The 14,567-nt window shown below is 42.8% G+C and carries 13 protein-coding genes; 5 read left to right on the top strand and 8 right to left on the bottom strand.

Going from position 1 to position 14,567, the window contains the following annotated elements; all coding sequences use genetic code 11:
- Positions 1-49 precede the first annotated feature (49 nt).
- The 5 genes from ACK28X_RS08780 to fabZ all read left to right on the top strand — a co-directional run bounded on the left by ACK28X_RS08780 (position 50) and on the right by fabZ (position 6,364).
- Positions 50-910: a phosphatidate cytidylyltransferase gene (locus tag ACK28X_RS08780; RefSeq protein ID WP_412058550.1), complete on the top strand. Its 861-nt coding sequence runs from the start codon at positions 50-52 to the stop codon at positions 908-910.
- 15 nt (positions 911-925) lie between these two features.
- Positions 926-2,062, top strand: coding sequence for an RIP metalloprotease RseP (gene rseP / locus ACK28X_RS08775; RefSeq protein ID WP_412058549.1), 1,137 nt, complete (start codon positions 926-928; stop codon positions 2,060-2,062).
- A gap of 235 nt (positions 2,063-2,297) precedes the next feature.
- Positions 2,298-4,721, top strand: a complete 2,424-nt coding sequence (gene bamA, locus ACK28X_RS08770; protein WP_412058548.1) for an outer membrane protein assembly factor BamA — start codon at positions 2,298-2,300, stop codon at positions 4,719-4,721.
- Between the two features lie 72 nt (positions 4,722-4,793).
- Positions 4,794-5,756, top strand: coding sequence for a hypothetical protein (locus ACK28X_RS08765; RefSeq protein ID WP_412058547.1), 963 nt, complete (start codon positions 4,794-4,796; stop codon positions 5,754-5,756).
- Between the two features lie 119 nt (positions 5,757-5,875).
- The gene (fabZ, locus tag ACK28X_RS08760; RefSeq protein WP_412058546.1) at positions 5,876-6,364 is read left to right on the top strand and encodes a 3-hydroxyacyl-ACP dehydratase FabZ; all 489 of its coding nucleotides are present in this window, start codon (positions 5,876-5,878) and stop codon (positions 6,362-6,364) included.
- Between the two features lie 144 nt (positions 6,365-6,508).
- On the opposite strand, the gene ACK28X_RS08755 is transcribed toward fabZ, so the two are convergent.
- The 8 genes from ACK28X_RS08755 to gltX all read right to left on the bottom strand — a co-directional run bounded on the left by ACK28X_RS08755 (position 6,509) and on the right by gltX (position 14,434).
- Positions 6,509-7,282 carry an amino acid ABC transporter ATP-binding protein gene (locus ACK28X_RS08755; protein ID WP_412058545.1) on the bottom strand — a complete coding sequence of 258 codons (774 nt, stop codon included), beginning with the start codon at positions 7,280-7,282 and terminating at the stop codon, positions 6,509-6,511.
- A gap of 39 nt (positions 7,283-7,321) precedes the next feature.
- Positions 7,322-8,029, bottom strand: a complete 708-nt coding sequence (locus ACK28X_RS08750; protein WP_412058683.1) for an ABC transporter permease — start codon at positions 8,027-8,029, stop codon at positions 7,322-7,324.
- Positions 8,029-8,748, bottom strand: a complete 720-nt coding sequence (locus ACK28X_RS08745; RefSeq protein WP_412058544.1) for an ABC transporter permease — start codon at positions 8,746-8,748, stop codon at positions 8,029-8,031. The genes ACK28X_RS08750 and ACK28X_RS08745 overlap by 1 nt, the downstream gene beginning before the upstream one ends.
- A gap of 114 nt (positions 8,749-8,862) precedes the next feature.
- Positions 8,863-9,636: a transporter substrate-binding domain-containing protein gene (locus ACK28X_RS08740; protein WP_412058543.1), complete on the bottom strand. Its 774-nt coding sequence runs from the start codon at positions 9,634-9,636 to the stop codon at positions 8,863-8,865.
- A 179-nt stretch (positions 9,637-9,815) separates the two neighbouring features.
- The gene (locus ACK28X_RS08735) at positions 9,816-10,574 is read right to left on the bottom strand and encodes a transporter substrate-binding domain-containing protein (protein ID WP_412058542.1); all 759 of its coding nucleotides are present in this window, start codon (positions 10,572-10,574) and stop codon (positions 9,816-9,818) included.
- A 106-nt stretch (positions 10,575-10,680) separates the two neighbouring features.
- Positions 10,681-11,439 (bottom strand): transporter substrate-binding domain-containing protein, encoded by a 759-nt coding sequence (locus ACK28X_RS08730; protein ID WP_412058541.1) that lies wholly within the window; start codon positions 11,437-11,439, stop codon positions 10,681-10,683.
- A 61-nt stretch (positions 11,440-11,500) separates the two neighbouring features.
- On the bottom strand, positions 11,501-12,793 hold the full coding sequence (gltA, locus tag ACK28X_RS08725; protein ID WP_412058540.1) for a citrate synthase: 1,293 nt from the start codon (positions 12,791-12,793) through the stop codon (positions 11,501-11,503).
- A gap of 189 nt (positions 12,794-12,982) precedes the next feature.
- Positions 12,983-14,434 (bottom strand): glutamate--tRNA ligase, encoded by a 1,452-nt coding sequence (gene gltX / locus ACK28X_RS08720; RefSeq protein WP_412058539.1) that lies wholly within the window; start codon positions 14,432-14,434, stop codon positions 12,983-12,985.
- Positions 14,435-14,567 lie beyond the last annotated feature (133 nt).

The following is a 14,567-nucleotide window of genomic DNA, read 5'->3' as shown; positions in this document are numbered from 1 at the left end:
TTGTGAATAAGTAAGTATGATAAAAATTATTAAGATTAGGGGATAAATCATGTCGGAGTTACAAACACGCCTTGTTACAGCGGTTATTTTGGCGTTCCTTGCTTTGGCCGCTACGTGGATGGGGGGGCGCAGTTTTTTCCTTTTTGCTTGGATGCTCGGGGGGGCTGTTCTTTATGAATGGGCCGATATAACAGCCGCGAAGTGGCAAGATAATCAACATATAGTTGCTGCCGCTTTTTATGGGCTTTTGGGAATTGGCTTATTGATCCCTTTGCCTATTTCTTGGTTATTTTTAGAGGTTGTCATCGCAGTCTTTGTATTAGGTTTTCTTGATAAAAAACATTTTGCATGGGTATGCGGCGGATTTTTATATGCGGCGCTTCCTGTTATATGTTTAAGCGCGTTGCGCTCTATTCCAATGTTTGGTTATGGATTTATACTTTTGCTTTACGCGGTCGTTTGGGGCACCGATATTGGTGCCTATTTTGTTGGGCGCGCTTTTGGAGGAGCTAAATTGGCGCCAAGGCTTTCGCCTAATAAAACTTGGGCAGGGGCTTTGGGCGGCTTGGCTTTTGCGGTTATCGCTAGTTTTTTAGCTTTGTATTTATTTACCCGTAGCGCCCCATGGATTTGGGATTTTATGCTAGGTTCTATACGGATGAATAGCGGTATTTTGGCAAGCTTTGTGGGTGTTGTGATTTTTTTGTCAATTGTTTCACAAATCGGCGATATCGCACAATCTTTATTAAAAAGGCGTTTTGGTGTGAAGCACTCGGGAGACTTGTTGCCTGGTCACGGGGGGATGATGGATCGCTTGGACGGGTTTATTTTTGCAACGATAGTATTCTACATTATGTTGTTTATTTTTGTGTTTTATGCGCAGTCACGCTTTTCGTTGTCATTACTTTGATTTTTGGAGACGGAAATGGATTTTGGGCCATTTTTCTTAGACAGTATTTTAATATTTCTACGCGTTCTGAGTGTGGTGGGCCTGATCCTTTTTATTGTTTTTATACATGAGATGGGACACTACCTTGTAGGGCGTTGGTGCGGTATAGGAGCTTTGACTTTTTCTATTGGTTTTGGTCCGCAATTATGGGGCCGACGGGATAAAAGGGGGACTTTGTGGCGTATTGCTGCTATCCCCTTAGGTGGTTATGTAAAGTTTGTAGGTCATGAAGAGCCTGTGGATTCTGTGCAGGCTATGGGGATTGAAAGGAGTGCTTTTCATGCGGCCAGCCCTTGGGCTCGGGCTGCTACGGTTTTTGCGGGGCCTTTGTTTAATTTTTTATTTGCACTGGTTCTATTAAGTTTTTTCTTTACTCAAATGGGCAAGGTTGTTTTGGCACCTGTGGTTGGTAGCGTGGTGTCTGATAGTGTTGCTGCTCAAGCAGGGATAATGCCTGGCGACCGGTTTGTGTCCATGGATGGAGAAATGGTAAAAGATTTCCAAAGTTTAGCTTTTTATATAGCATCGCATGCGGGGGAATCGATTGATTTCAAGCTTCAACGCAATGGTTACCCTTTGGATGTTACTCTAATTCCTGTAGTTGTAAATCGGGTTGATAGGTTTGGCAATCGGATGAAAGTAGGTTTCATAGGAATAGAAATGCCTATGGATCAAGCGCATCCTTCTAGGCTTGATCCCGCTTATCGTGAGCATGTAGATTTAAGCCTGCTCTCTGGAATTAAAGAAGGGGCTGGGGAAGTTTGGTCTTTTCTGCAGCAAACGATCCGTTTTTTCGGTCGCCTTATCAATGGACGCGAAGACCGCTGTCAATTAAGCGGTCCTACCAAGACCGTAGGTCTTGCTTGGCAAGTAAGTGAGTTGGGCTTTTTTTCTTTGCTGCGTTTAGCTGCTTTCTTGTCAATCGGTATTGGTTTTGTAAATCTCTTGCCTATCCCCCCCTTGGATGGGGGGCATTTGCTATTTTATTGTTTTGAGGGAGTATTCCGGCGGCCGGTACCGCTATTTGTGCAAAACATTATTTTTCGGATCGGCGCTATTTTGGTTATAGGTTTTATGATCTTTAGTTTTTTTAATGATTATTCTTGTGGGTAGGTAAGGAAGAATGGCCAAAAAAGTATTGCTTTTTCGAAAATTGTGTTAAGCATAAAATTATTATATTACGCAGTGCGTTCAAAACCTGCTATATGGGAAGATAGATTTTGGGCTACGCGGTGTTTTATGTGAAGCTTTTCTGAGCGGGGGCTGTTGAGTGAGAAGTTGTAGTTCCTGTATTATATATCTAGGCACTGTTTGCCTATGTATGGGGTAGTTAAAGGTAAAAAGCTCTATGATGACGAATTCAAAATTCCTTGGTGCGGTATCTGTAATATCAATGCATGTGGCAACGGCTATGCCAGCGGCTATAGTTGCCGTTGGGATAGTTCCGATGATTGCTTGTGCGACAACGGTTTCATCAATTGTTGTTCGGGGGAATCACTGGGTGAATGGGCAAATGATTCGCGATACCGTTGGTATTGAAGCAGGGCAAAATTTTTCTCAAGTTGATCTTGATGAAGCCACGAAGCGACTTTTTGCTAAAGGACTTTTTTCTGAGGTGAAAATTGCTCCTATAGGGAGTAATCTTGTTATCAGTGTTAGAGAATATAAAACAGTGGACAAGGTTTTTTTTCAGGGTAACTCTGTTGTAAAAGATGAGCAATTAGCGAAGATCTTATCGTTGAAAGCTGGTGGGCCTTTTAATCAACGTGATCTTCAATCAGATGCTGCTCTTATCCGTGAGGCTTATCGTTCAGTAGGCCGCAACGATGTTGTAGTACAGACGCAGACTGCTGACGTTGGCAACGGCCGCGTGAATGTTCTTTATAAGATTGAAGAAGGGAAAAGAAGCAAAATCCTTAATGTGCATTTCTCTGGCAATCATATTTTTGGTCAGCACCGCTTGAGTGACGTTATTTCTACCAAAAAGACAGGTCTCTTATCATGGCTGACGCGTAGTGATGTTTATACGCCAGAGCGTCTAGCAGCTGATAAAGAAACTTTAACTAAGTTTTATAATAATCGTGGTTATCCTGATTTTCAGATCGTTTCGACTAATGTTGATTTCGATGCACAAAAAGATGCTTATGCGATTAATTTTGTGATTGATGAAGGGGCACAGTATAAATTTGGCGACATGCGGGTAGAAAGCATCATTGATGGTTTGGATCCTAAGGTTTTACAATCTGTGATTAAAAGTAAAAAGGGTGACATTTATAACGCGACGTTTATTGATGAAACCGTTCTTGCGCTCACCACAAAAATGGCGGAACTTGGTTATGTTTTTACTAAAGTAGAGCCGAGGGTTAACCATAATTTTGCTAATCATACGATTTCTATTGCCTATTATGTAGAGCCAGGGCCGCGTGCTTATGTCCAGCGTATTGAAGTTCAGGGTAATGAGATAACACGCGATTATGTAGTTCGGCGTGAATTGGATATTAATGAGGGTGATGCTTATAATCAAGTTTTTCTCAACCGTGCCAAACAACGCCTTGAATCTTTAGACTATTTTCAAAAAGTTGATATATCCGTTAAAGAAGGAAGCGAGCCTGACCAAGTGATTCTAGTGGTCAATGTGGTGGAAAAACAAACAGGTGAGCTTTATCTTACGGGGGGGTATAGTACTGGTGGAGAAACCCCTGGCCTATCGACTGAGGGGGCCATAAGCCAGCGTAATCTTTTCGGTCGTGGTCAATCGTTGCGTATCTCTGCGGGCGCAGGGCAAGGCCATGCACGTAATTTAGGTATCTCCTTTACAGAGCCCTATTTCCTTGGCTATCGTATGTCGCTCGGATTTGATTTGGCTGGCAGCTCACTTCATGTTGATGATACGGGTATTAAGAGGGGTGAGAAAGATCCTAATGATGAAACAGTCTTAGATAAAGGCTATGGAGTGCGGCGGCTAGGCGGGTCGGTACGCTTAGGCTTGCCTTTGGGCGATAATCTGAGTGCTAGCCTTGTTTACAGTTATAATAGGGAGGCTTATACGCTTGATGCGATGGGGGAAGACGCCAAAGACTCTTATTCACAAGCAATTCTTGATGCCGCAGATAATAGCCCCTGGGTACGTTCATCGATCATTCTAGGGCTTACTTATAGCACGATTGATAATCTTAATAATCCACATTCTGGGTCATTTGGCCGTATCACTCAAGAATATGCAGGGCTTGCTGGTGATGCCCATTATTGGAAAGGCATAGCGAAGTTGACCACCTATAAAACCCTCTCTGAACGGTTGGATATCGTTGGTTTGGTGGCCTTGCGTGGAGGACATATCCAACCCTTAAAAGAAGGCGGTGCTCGTATTTTTGATATGTTCAAAAGCGATAATGATATAATTCGTGGTTTTCAGTATAACGGGATTGGACCTTATCAACAAACGGGTCTTGGCGGTCTTTCCTTCTTGGGCGGAACAAGCTATTTAAGCGGAACCATAGAAGCCCAGTTTCCGATACCCGTTTTGCCAGAAGCGTTGGGAGTGCGCGGTGCTTTGTTTGCTGATACAGCAACTTTGTTTGGATCAAGTTATGATTCTAAAAATGGAGACGCTGAGGCTTATGGAACAGGTATAGCGCTGCGTGCCTCCGTAGGGGCGAGCTTGCTGTGGGCTTCGCCTTTTGGACCTTTGCGTGTTGATTATGCAATCCCTGTTGTAAAACAGGAGCAAGACATTGTTAAAAACTTTAGCTTTGGTGTTTCGACTAAGTTTTAAGGTTTTATGCTATTGTTAGTAAAGTAAAGAGGCTTAGCGATAAGCCTTTTTATGACAGGGTGAATAAAGCGCGTGACGGATTTAAATTTTTATAAGCCAGTCCGTTCATTGACTGTGGGTGAGATTGCCGACAGAAGTGGGGCACAATTACTGCATGGAGCACCTTCTCAGCTAATTTTGGATATTACAACACTGCAAAATGCGCGTCCAGGAGCCTTAATATTTTTGCCTGCTATATTTGCGCAGGAAGATGGGCGATGCTTAGAGGATAGCTCCGCAAGTGCGCTTGTATGTGAAGATGGTGTAACGCTTTCTACTCCACCTTCCATGGCAATTTTGCAAATAAATAATGCTAAGCGTGCTTTTTTTAAAGTTGCACGTTTGTTGTTTGAGCCTTCAGCAACAGTAGAAACGCCTTTTGTGCTTCAAGGCGGGGGAGCGGGATACGTTGATGTTTCGGCTCGACTTGAAGATAACGTACAAATTGAGGCGGGAGCGGTTATTGGCAAAGATGTAGAAATCGGTTCTGGAACTATAGTTGGTCCTGGAGCTGTGATTGAAGATGGGTGTTGTATTGGCCGCAATTGTAGGATCGGTGAGGGCGCTCGCTTGCGCTATACCTATATTGGTAATAGAGTCATCATCCACTCTGGTGTCTATATTGGAGGAAGTCAGGCTAGGTTTTTGCCTACTGATCACAAGCAACAAGCTCATGGCATATTAAGCGAAGATCGCTTAAAAAATTCTTGGTTCCCTTTGGTGGAGGATAACGGGATTTTTCTTGGACGTGTTATTATTCAAGATTATGTAGAAATCGGTGCTGGTAGTGTGATTGAACGTGGTGGATTGCCTGATACGGTGATTGGAGAGGGTTGTCGAATTGGCGCTTTAACTCACATTGCTTCGAATGTTTTTATGGGGCGTGCTTGTTTGATTGGATCGGAATGTGTTATTTTAGCCAATACATATTTGGATTCTGCTACTTATATGGTCAATAAAGAGCAGCGATCTTCTGCTTCTTTTACGGGTTTTTAGTTATCATTTGTAATCGTGGTTATGTAAAAAGATTTTGATATCGCGGTGTATTTTAGCTTGTATCTGATGGGAAGCCTGTGGAAGATAATGTCGCTACATTTTAAATAATAGAGGAAACTATGGATCAAAACTATGACCTGAAAGAGGACGCTTTAGCCGTATTAAAGATGGAGGCTGCGGATATCAGAAAAATTTTATCAGCTTTACCGCATCGCTATCCCTTTTTGTTAATTGATCGTTTGGTAGAAATTGAAGGCGACCAGTCGGCGGTGGCTTTAAAAAATGTTACGATGAATGAGCCGCATTTTGCAGGTCATTTTCCCGAGAACCCTGTTATGCCTGGGGTTTTGATTATTGAGGCTATGGCTCAAGCCGCGGGTGCTTTGAGTATTTTGGCTGAGGGGGTCGATAAACCTAAGATTGTTTATTTGATGACGATTGATAAGGCAAAATTCCGCAAACCTGTACAGCCGGGTGATCAATTACGGATCTATGTCACTAAAGTTAAACAGCGGGCTGGGATGCGTTGGTTTTCCTGTATAGCAAAAGTGGAAGGGATATGCGTAGCGGAAGCTGAAATAGGCGCAATGGTTGCTGTGGAGACTTAAAGAACACCAGTTTTGAAAACAGCTTTGCCTATGTGAGTTGTTATGGTGCAATTAATTTTGAGATTTTCCTTGTCTTATGTCCCGCTAGCTGCGGGGAAAATTCTTTAGGGTTCGTTAGCGGCTGACTAGTAAATCTTGTTCGAATTAATGTTTAATCTTGGCAAGAAAATCTTGCGCTCTTTGGCTTTTGGGATTGGTGAAGAAGACTTCGGGTGGGCTGTCTTCCATAATTGTACCGCTTTCTAAAAATAAGACCCTTTCTGAAACTTCGCGTGCAAAGCCCATTTCATGGGTAACGCAGAGCATGGTCATTCCTGTATTGGCGAGCTTGACCATAACATCAAGAACTTCACCTACCATTTCTGGGTCTAAAGCAGAAGTTGGTTCATCAAAGAGCATAATCTCCGGCTCCATGCACAAAGCGCGCGCGATAGCAACCCTTTGCTGTTGGCCACCTGAGAGCTGAGCAGGGTATTTATCGGCATGCATTTCAATGCCAACTCGGGCAAGGTACTGCATAGCACGCTCGTGTGCTTGTTTTTTATTTAATTTTTGTACTGTTATTGGGGCAAGTAAGCAGTTTTCTAATGCCGTCATATGAGGAAAGAGATTAAAATGTTGAAAAACCATCCCTACTTCACGTAGAACCTTTTTGCGCTCAGGGATAGGCGCGCTACAAATATCAGTCCCGTCGATAAAAATTTTACCTTCTTGTACTTGCTCTAATTGATTGAGACAGCGGATAAGGGTCGATTTTCCTGATCCAGAAGGACCGCATAATACAATACGCTCGCCCTTTTTAACGTTTAAATTAATGTCGTGTAAAGCATGAAAATTACCGTACCATTTTTGTAAGTTTTGTACAGAAATAATCAGTTGATTTTCTGAAGGAGAGGCGCTTAAAATTTGTGAATTCATACTTTAGTTTCCTGGTGTTTAATTAATTGCTTAAAACCTTTATTTCATGTGTTTTGTTAAGCGATGCTCAATAATATAGACGATGCGGCGGATAATTTCGACGCTGATAAGATAAAGAACAGCTGCCCAAATATAGACTTGAAGATTAAAGGTACGAGCATAAGCCAGTTTTGCCATGCCCATAAGATCGTAAATCGTGACAAGTGATGCCACTGCGCTGCTTTTTATCAGGAGGATTAATTCATTTCCCAAGGGGCGTAGCGCCATGATAAAGGACTGAGGTAATATGACACGATAGAAAGTAACTTTTTTACTCAAGCTTAAAGCTCGTGCCGCTTCGTATTGACCAAGAGAGACCGATTGGATGCTACCCCGCAGAATTTCTGCTTGATAGGCTGCGCTGTTGAGAGTGAAAATAAAGAGACAGCAATACCAAGCGCTTTGAAAAAACCACCAAAGCCATACACTCTGCCAAAATCCGCTAAATGATCCGATACCGAAGTAAAACAGGAAAAGTTGAGCCATAAGCGGGGTGCCACGGAAAAAATAAATAAAGCCTCGAGCCCCATAGTGTAAAACTTTATTGGACGAAAGCCGCGCCATAGCAATGCACATTCCCAATACCATCCCCGCCGTATAAGTAATGCCTACTAGTTGTAAAGTAGTAAGGAATCCTGTCAAAAGGCGCGGCGCGTAGCGATCAAACAAGATAGGATCAATCAAAAAATGGAGCCAATCGGGTATCATCATGCATCTGCCTTTCTAAAGCCAGCATTCACTCGCCGTTCAAGTCTTAACAAAATGAATGATGAAATGGCGGAAAATAATAAGTAAAGAATACAGGCAGCGCTGTAAAACAAAAGGGGTTCTTTAGTCACCACAGCAGCAAGGTTTGTTTGACGCATAAGGTCAATTAAAGAAATAGTTGAAACTAGAGAGGTATCTTTTAAAAGACAGAGCCAATTATTCGATAAGCTAGGTAAAGCATGGCGAACCAATTGCGGAAAAATCACCCTCCAAAAGGTAGTATTGTATGAAAGATTGAGAGCCTTTGCGGCTTCATATTGACCCTGATTAACCACTTGAAATGCTCCAAGCCATGCCTCACACGAGAAAACCGCAAAAACCGTACCCAAGCCAATGATCCCTGCTACAAAAGCATTAATCGAAAATGTGGCGGGGATGTTAAAATAATTTAAAGCATTTTGCACAAGGATCTGACCGCCATTATAGACAAGGAATAGGGTCAATAATTCCGGTAGGCTACGGAAGATTGTTGAAAAGATAATAGCAACGCGGCTGCATATTATGCTTTGTGACCGGGTCATCAGGGCAAGAATAAGCCCAAGAGGCAGGCCTAATGGCAGACAGCACAATGCTAAAGAGATGGTAACGCCCGAACCAATGAGCATGACCCAGCCCCAGCCCCCTTCGCTAAGCGATAGTAGTGATAATGTTTCTAGCATAAAAATTCCACATTACTTCATAACTTAAGATAGTGGCGCTTCTGTCCACTTAAGAAGCTAGTTTGGTTTACAGTATCGGGCAACTTGTTTAATATTCAAAGCGGGCTGTTTTTATTACTTCTCCCCGTTTGATTGGTAATTTTCGATTTTTAGATATTTGTCATAGATTTTTTTATAGGTTCCATTCGCATGCACAGTAGCGATGGCTTTGTTCAGACGCGAGAGTAATTCAGGTGAATTCTTACGCACTGCCATAGCGATAGGCACACGCGTATCTTCAACTTCGCCCAATAGTTTGCAGCAGGCTTTACCTTTAGTCGCAAGCCATGTATCTAGGGGAAATTTGTCATGGATAAGAGCATCTAGACGCCCCGTCGCGAGGTCACTATTGGCTTCATCTGTGGTGCGGTAAAGTTTTACGATAGCGCCTGCAGGCCCGTAAACATCTTCAGCATACATTCCTTGCGTGGTTGAGCCTTTGGCACCTAAAACCTTTCCTTTGAGCGATTGGGGTTTTACATCTTTTATGGAGGAGTTTTTTTGAACCCCAATTTCAAACACGCTACTGTAATAGGGATCGGTGAAATCAACAATTTTCTTGCGTTCCTCAGTGACAGAAATTGAGGAAAGAATAACATCATATTTACTAGCTAATAACCCAGGGATAAGCCCATCAAATTCTTGAAATCTAATGGAGCACGTTACTTTCATTTCATCGCATACCGCTTTGATTAGCTCTACGTCAAATCCTTTAGGGTTATTGTTCGAATCGACATAGGAGAAGGGTGGATAGTCAGAATCTGAGCCCACTCTGATGGTCTCAGCTTGGCTATTGGGGGCGTAAAAAAACATAGCCCCAGCAAAAAGTGCGGTCACAAAAAATTTCATAAGATCCTCCTTATATTTATTTCAGTTTTTTGCATCTCATTCAATGATGTATATTAAGGTTACCTTTAGTTAAGTAAGAAATTTTTAAATAAAATTTAATCCCCCTTATTTATTTTATCTTTAAATGGATTTACTTTTTTATAAATTATGCAATCTATATTTATGGCAATTTATAAATATTATTCATCAGTGTATTTAAAATATTTTTTTATAAGTTTATCGTATGTTCCATTTCTCTTTATAGATTCAAGAGCTTTATTTAATCTATCTTTCAAGGAATTAGATTTTTTGCGAACAGCAATTGCCATTGTGGTGGCGGTTGAATCTAGCTTTCCCAAATAACGGCAACAATCGCGCCCATCTGTGTTTAACCATTCTAAAAGCGGAAGATTATTGTTAGTAACGGCATCTACGCGATGGTTAGCGAGGTCTCTATTGGCTTCCTGAGCTGTAGCGTAAAGTCGAACTTGGGCGCCGGCAGCTACATATACATCTTCAGCATATATAGCCTGCGCTGCACTTGCTTGGGTAGCTATAATTTTGCCGGCAAATGACTGAGGACTCATATCGTTGATAGGCGAATCCTTGCGCACAGCAAAAGCATTATAAGTAGTTTGATAGGGGGCCGCAAAATCAATGACCGCTTCGCGTTCTGGTGTAACAGAGATACCAGCGATTACTGCGTCATATTTATTTGCTAAAAGCCCCGGCATAAGGCCTTCCCAATCTTGGGCAATAAAGGGGCAGTCGGCTTTCATTTCATCGCACATGGCTTTAACGAGTTCAATCTCAAAGCCATAAAGCTGACCGTTGGAATCTATCATATCAAAGGGGGGATAAGCGCCCTCACTCGCAAAGCGGATGATTTCAGCTTTTGAAATGGTTGTGAGAGCGAGTAAGCAGGCGCCAACAGCAGACATTTGTATTTTTCGTTTCATAGATTCCCATTTCTTAATTATAGACTATGATATAATTGTTTACCTTTTTGAAACACGTCCCCTTTAATAGGGTGCACGCTATATATTTTTTGGCTTAATGCATAGACTAATTTTTTTCATATCTGAAATATTTAGCTTTGAGTTTGGTATAGGTGCCATTAGCTTGGATGGCGGCTAAGGCTCTGTTAAGCTTTTCTTTGAGAAGATCTGAGTTTTTCCGGATGGCAATTGCCATGGGGGAGGCTGTTGAATCTACTTTTCCCAGATAGCGGCAACAGCCATGAGAATCATTATTAAGCCATTCGAGCAGAGGTAGGTTATCATTTATAACTGCGTCTACACGTTGATTGCCAAGTTCATTATTGGCTTCTTCTGCTGTGCTGTAAAGTTTGACCGTTGCGCCGATTGGGGCGTATGTATCTTCCGCATACATTGCTTGTATCGTGCCAGCTTGGGCACCGATAGATTTATTGATAAAGGATTTCGGATCCATATTTTGAATAGGCGAATTTTTAAGTACGGCAAAAGCGCTATAACTGGTGTAATAGGGGTCGGAGAAGTCAACGATTGCCTTGCGCTCATCGGTAATGGATATACTGGCGATTACTGCGTCATATTTATTTGCTAAAAGCCCAGGCATGAGTCCTTCCCAATCTTGGGCGGTAAAGGGGCAGTTAGCTTTGATCTCATCGCACATGGCTTTAACGAGTTCAATCTCAAAGCCATAAAGCTTATTGTTGGAATCCACCATATTAAAGGGCGGATAGGCACCTTCGCTAGCGAAACGGATGGTTTCAGCTTCTACTGTACTAGTAGTAGCTAGGGTAAGAGCAGTAAAAGCAAGATATTTTTTAAAGTGTTTCATAGAGTTCCCCTTCTTTATTTATAATTTTATGAGAGCGCCTGCTTTTACACAGGCGTTTCTATTAATGACGTTCAGTCATTTCAACGTATGATCGAGGACGAGGGCCCGTGTAAAGCTGGCGCGGGCGGCCAATTTTTTGAGCTGGATCCTCAATCATTTCCTTCCATTGTGCTACCCAGCCAACACTTCGCGCCAAAGCAAAAAGCACAGTAAACATGCTGGTAGGAAAGCCGAGAGCTTTTAGCGTGATTCCAGAATAGAAATCGACATTAGGATAGAGTTTCTTTTCAATAAAATAATCGTCATGAAGGGCTATGCGCTCAAGTTCTATGGCAATATCAAGGAGTGGGTCATCTTTAATGCCCAATTCAGCTAAAACTTCATGGCAGGTTTGTTGCATGATTTTGGCGCGCGGGTCGTAATTTTTATAGACGCGGTGCCCAAAGCCCATAAGGCGAAAAGGATCATTACGATCCTTAGCGCGCGCTACAAATTCAGGAATTTTATCAACTGTGCCTATCTCTTGTAGCATCTTCAGACAAGCTTCATTAGCACCGCCGTGGGCGGGCCCCCACAAACAAGCTACGCCAGCAGCTATACAGGCAAAAGGATTTGCACCAGAAGATCCTGCAAGTCGCACCGTAGAAGTGGAGGCATTTTGTTCATGATCCGCGTGGAGAGTAAAGATTCTATCCATGGCTCGAGCCAGTATGGGGTTTACTTTATAGTCTTCGCAGGGGACAGCAAAACACATGTGCAAGAAGTTAGCAGCATAACTTAAATTGTTTTGTGGATAAATAAAAGGTTCACCAATACTGTATTTATAGACCATCGCCGCCAAGGTCGGAACCTTGGCAATTAGCCGCATAGAGGCCACCATTCGTTGGTGCGGATCGGTTATGTCGATGGAATCGTGATAAAAGGCAGACATAGCCCCTAAGGAGGCAACCATCACGGCCATAGGATGAGAATCGCGGCGGAATCCATGAAAAAACCGTGAAAACTGCTCGTGTACCATAGTATGTTTTCGGATTGTTTGGTCGAATTCGGCCTTTTGCTTGGCGCTGGGTAATTCACCATAAAGTAGCAGATAACAGCTTTCAAGAAAGTCACCCTTTTCGGCTAATTCATCAATGGAATAGCCGCGGTATAAAAGTACGCCCTCGTCACCATCAATATAGGTAATTTTTGATTCACATGAAGCGGTAGACGTAAAGCCTGGGTCATAAGTAAAGGTACCACTTTCTTTGTAAAGAGGCGCGATTTCAATAACGTTAGGCCCGATTGTGCTTTCGCGGATAGGCAAGGTAATGGCTTTGTCTATTATTGAAATATGGGCTTGATTCTTAGACAATGGTTATTCCTTTCGATTTTATGTATTTTTTTGCACTGCGAAATTGAGGATCTATAGAGGTTACTTATCGCAAATATTTAAGAGCCTCCTTGGTTAGATGACTCGCCCCATGAAATTTAATAATGATAAGGAGCGGGAAGCTGATCCAGCGCAAAATTTAACAAAAGCATAACTTTTTTGCCCTAAATGTCAATTGGTGCCCTCCTTTCCCGTATTAGTTTGGGTTGTTTGAGCCTCTAATCGAGCAAGGGACTGGGTGCGCCCTAATATAGTTAATACTTCAAAAACCGAGGGCGAGGTGGCGCAGCCGGTAAGAGCGGCACGCAAAGGCTGAGCAAGCTGTCCTAATTTATAGCCGTGTTCTTCTCCAAATTGATGAATCACTGCTTTTAAAGTATCAAGTTCCCATGATTTTTGTGCCTTTAATAGTGGTAGCAGATCTCTAAGCAGAGCCCTGCCGTTTTCGTCTAAGTGGATAGCGGCCTTTTCCTCTATCATTATGGGTGATGTGGTAAAAATAAATTGCGCACCCTTTAGTAAGTCGGTCAAGGTCTTAGATCGATCTTTGAGAGCAGGCATAGCGGCTAATAATTGATCATACTTCGCGTTGTCTGTTTGGTTAAGGATAGCATTTCCCCCCTCAAGATAAGGTAGTGTTTTAATGAGGGTATGAAAAAGTGTCTGGTTGTCGCTTGTGCGGATGTAATGGCCGTTAACAGCTTCTAGTTTTTTAAAATCAAAGCGTGCAGCGCTTTTGTTGATGTTTTCAATATCAAACCAAGCAATCATATCTTCATCAGATATGATCTCATCATTTTGGTGGCTCCAGCCTAGCCGAACAAGATAATTGCGCAAAGCTTGGGGCAAATAGCCCATGGCACGATAGGCGTCTATTCCTAGCGCGCCATGACGCTTGGATAGTTTAGCCCCATCCGCTCCATGAATAAGCGGGATATGTGCCATGGTGGGAACAGGCCAGCCCATTGCTTGAAAAATCAGGGTTTGACGTGCTGCGTTGGTGAGGTGGTCATCGCCACGAATAATATGGGTAATGCCCATATCATGGTCATCCACTACGACAGCGTGCATATAGGTGGGTGTGCCATTGGAGCGTAGGATGATAAAATCATCAAGGTCTTTATTTGGAAAGCGGATAGTACCTTGTACGCGGTCACGAACAATGGTTTCACCATCAAGAGGCGCTTTGATCCGTATAGTGGGTTGAATGTTTTTTTGCGCTGCTGCTGGAGCTCGGTCACGCCAGCGCCCATCGTAGCGAGGTGGGCGTCCTTCTGCTATAGCTTGTTCACGCATAGAGGCTAGCTCTTCTGGGCTGGCGTAGCAATAATAAGCTTTGCCAGATTTCACTAATTGTTCGGCAACTTCACGGTGGCGAGCCACACGGCTATATTGAGAAATAACATCCCCATCATGAGCAAGGCCTAACCAGTCCAGTCCTTGGATAATGGCATCTACAGCTTCTTTTGTAGAGCGTTCGCGGTCTGTATCTTCAATGCGCAAGAGCATTTTTCCGCCGTGACGACGGGCGTAGAGCCAATTAAAAAGTGCGGTACGCGCCCCGCCAATATGCAAAAAGCCAGTAGGTGAAGGGGCAAAACGGGTGATAACGGGGGTAGACATTTTTTCTCCGATTTTTGCATTTTAATGGTTATTAATCTAGGCATAGCCGATTCATAGAAAATCACAAGGCTACTTTGCACTATTTATGGCCATGGATTTATTAAGCCTCTTAATGTTAAGTTTGTTGCCTTCT

Source organism: Bartonella sp. DGB2 (assembly GCF_046843095.1).
GTDB lineage: Bacteria > Pseudomonadota > Alphaproteobacteria > Rhizobiales > Rhizobiaceae > Bartonella.
This window is presented reverse-complemented; position numbering and strand designations above follow the sequence as displayed.

Bases quoted from the DNA above. Each gene is read 5' to 3' on its own strand.
- rseP (WP_412058549.1), top strand. From the start codon at position 926: ATGGATTTTGGGCCATTTTTCTTAGACAGTATTTTAATATTTCTACGC.
- ACK28X_RS08755 (WP_412058545.1), bottom strand. From the start codon at position 7,282: ATGAATTCACAAATTTTAAGCGCCTCTCCTTCAGAAAATCAACTGATT.
- fabZ (WP_412058546.1), top strand. From the start codon at position 5,876: ATGGATCAAAACTATGACCTGAAAGAGGACGCTTTAGCCGTATTAAAG.
- ACK28X_RS08750 (WP_412058683.1), bottom strand. From the start codon at position 8,029: ATGATACCCGATTGGCTCCATTTTTTGATTGATCCTATCTTGTTTGAT.
- ACK28X_RS08735 (WP_412058542.1), bottom strand. From the start codon at position 10,574: ATGAAACGAAAAATACAAATGTCTGCTGTTGGCGCCTGCTTACTCGCT.
- ACK28X_RS08780 (WP_412058550.1), top strand. From the start codon at position 50: ATGTCGGAGTTACAAACACGCCTTGTTACAGCGGTTATTTTGGCGTTC.
- ACK28X_RS08745 (WP_412058544.1), bottom strand. From the start codon at position 8,748: ATGCTAGAAACATTATCACTACTATCGCTTAGCGAAGGGGGCTGGGGC.
- gltX (WP_412058539.1), bottom strand. From the start codon at position 14,434: ATGTCTACCCCCGTTATCACCCGTTTTGCCCCTTCACCTACTGGCTTT.
- ACK28X_RS08740 (WP_412058543.1), bottom strand. From the start codon at position 9,636: ATGAAATTTTTTGTGACCGCACTTTTTGCTGGGGCTATGTTTTTTTAC.
- ACK28X_RS08730 (WP_412058541.1), bottom strand. From the start codon at position 11,439: ATGAAACACTTTAAAAAATATCTTGCTTTTACTGCTCTTACCCTAGCT.
- bamA (WP_412058548.1), top strand. From the start codon at position 2,298: ATGATGACGAATTCAAAATTCCTTGGTGCGGTATCTGTAATATCAATG.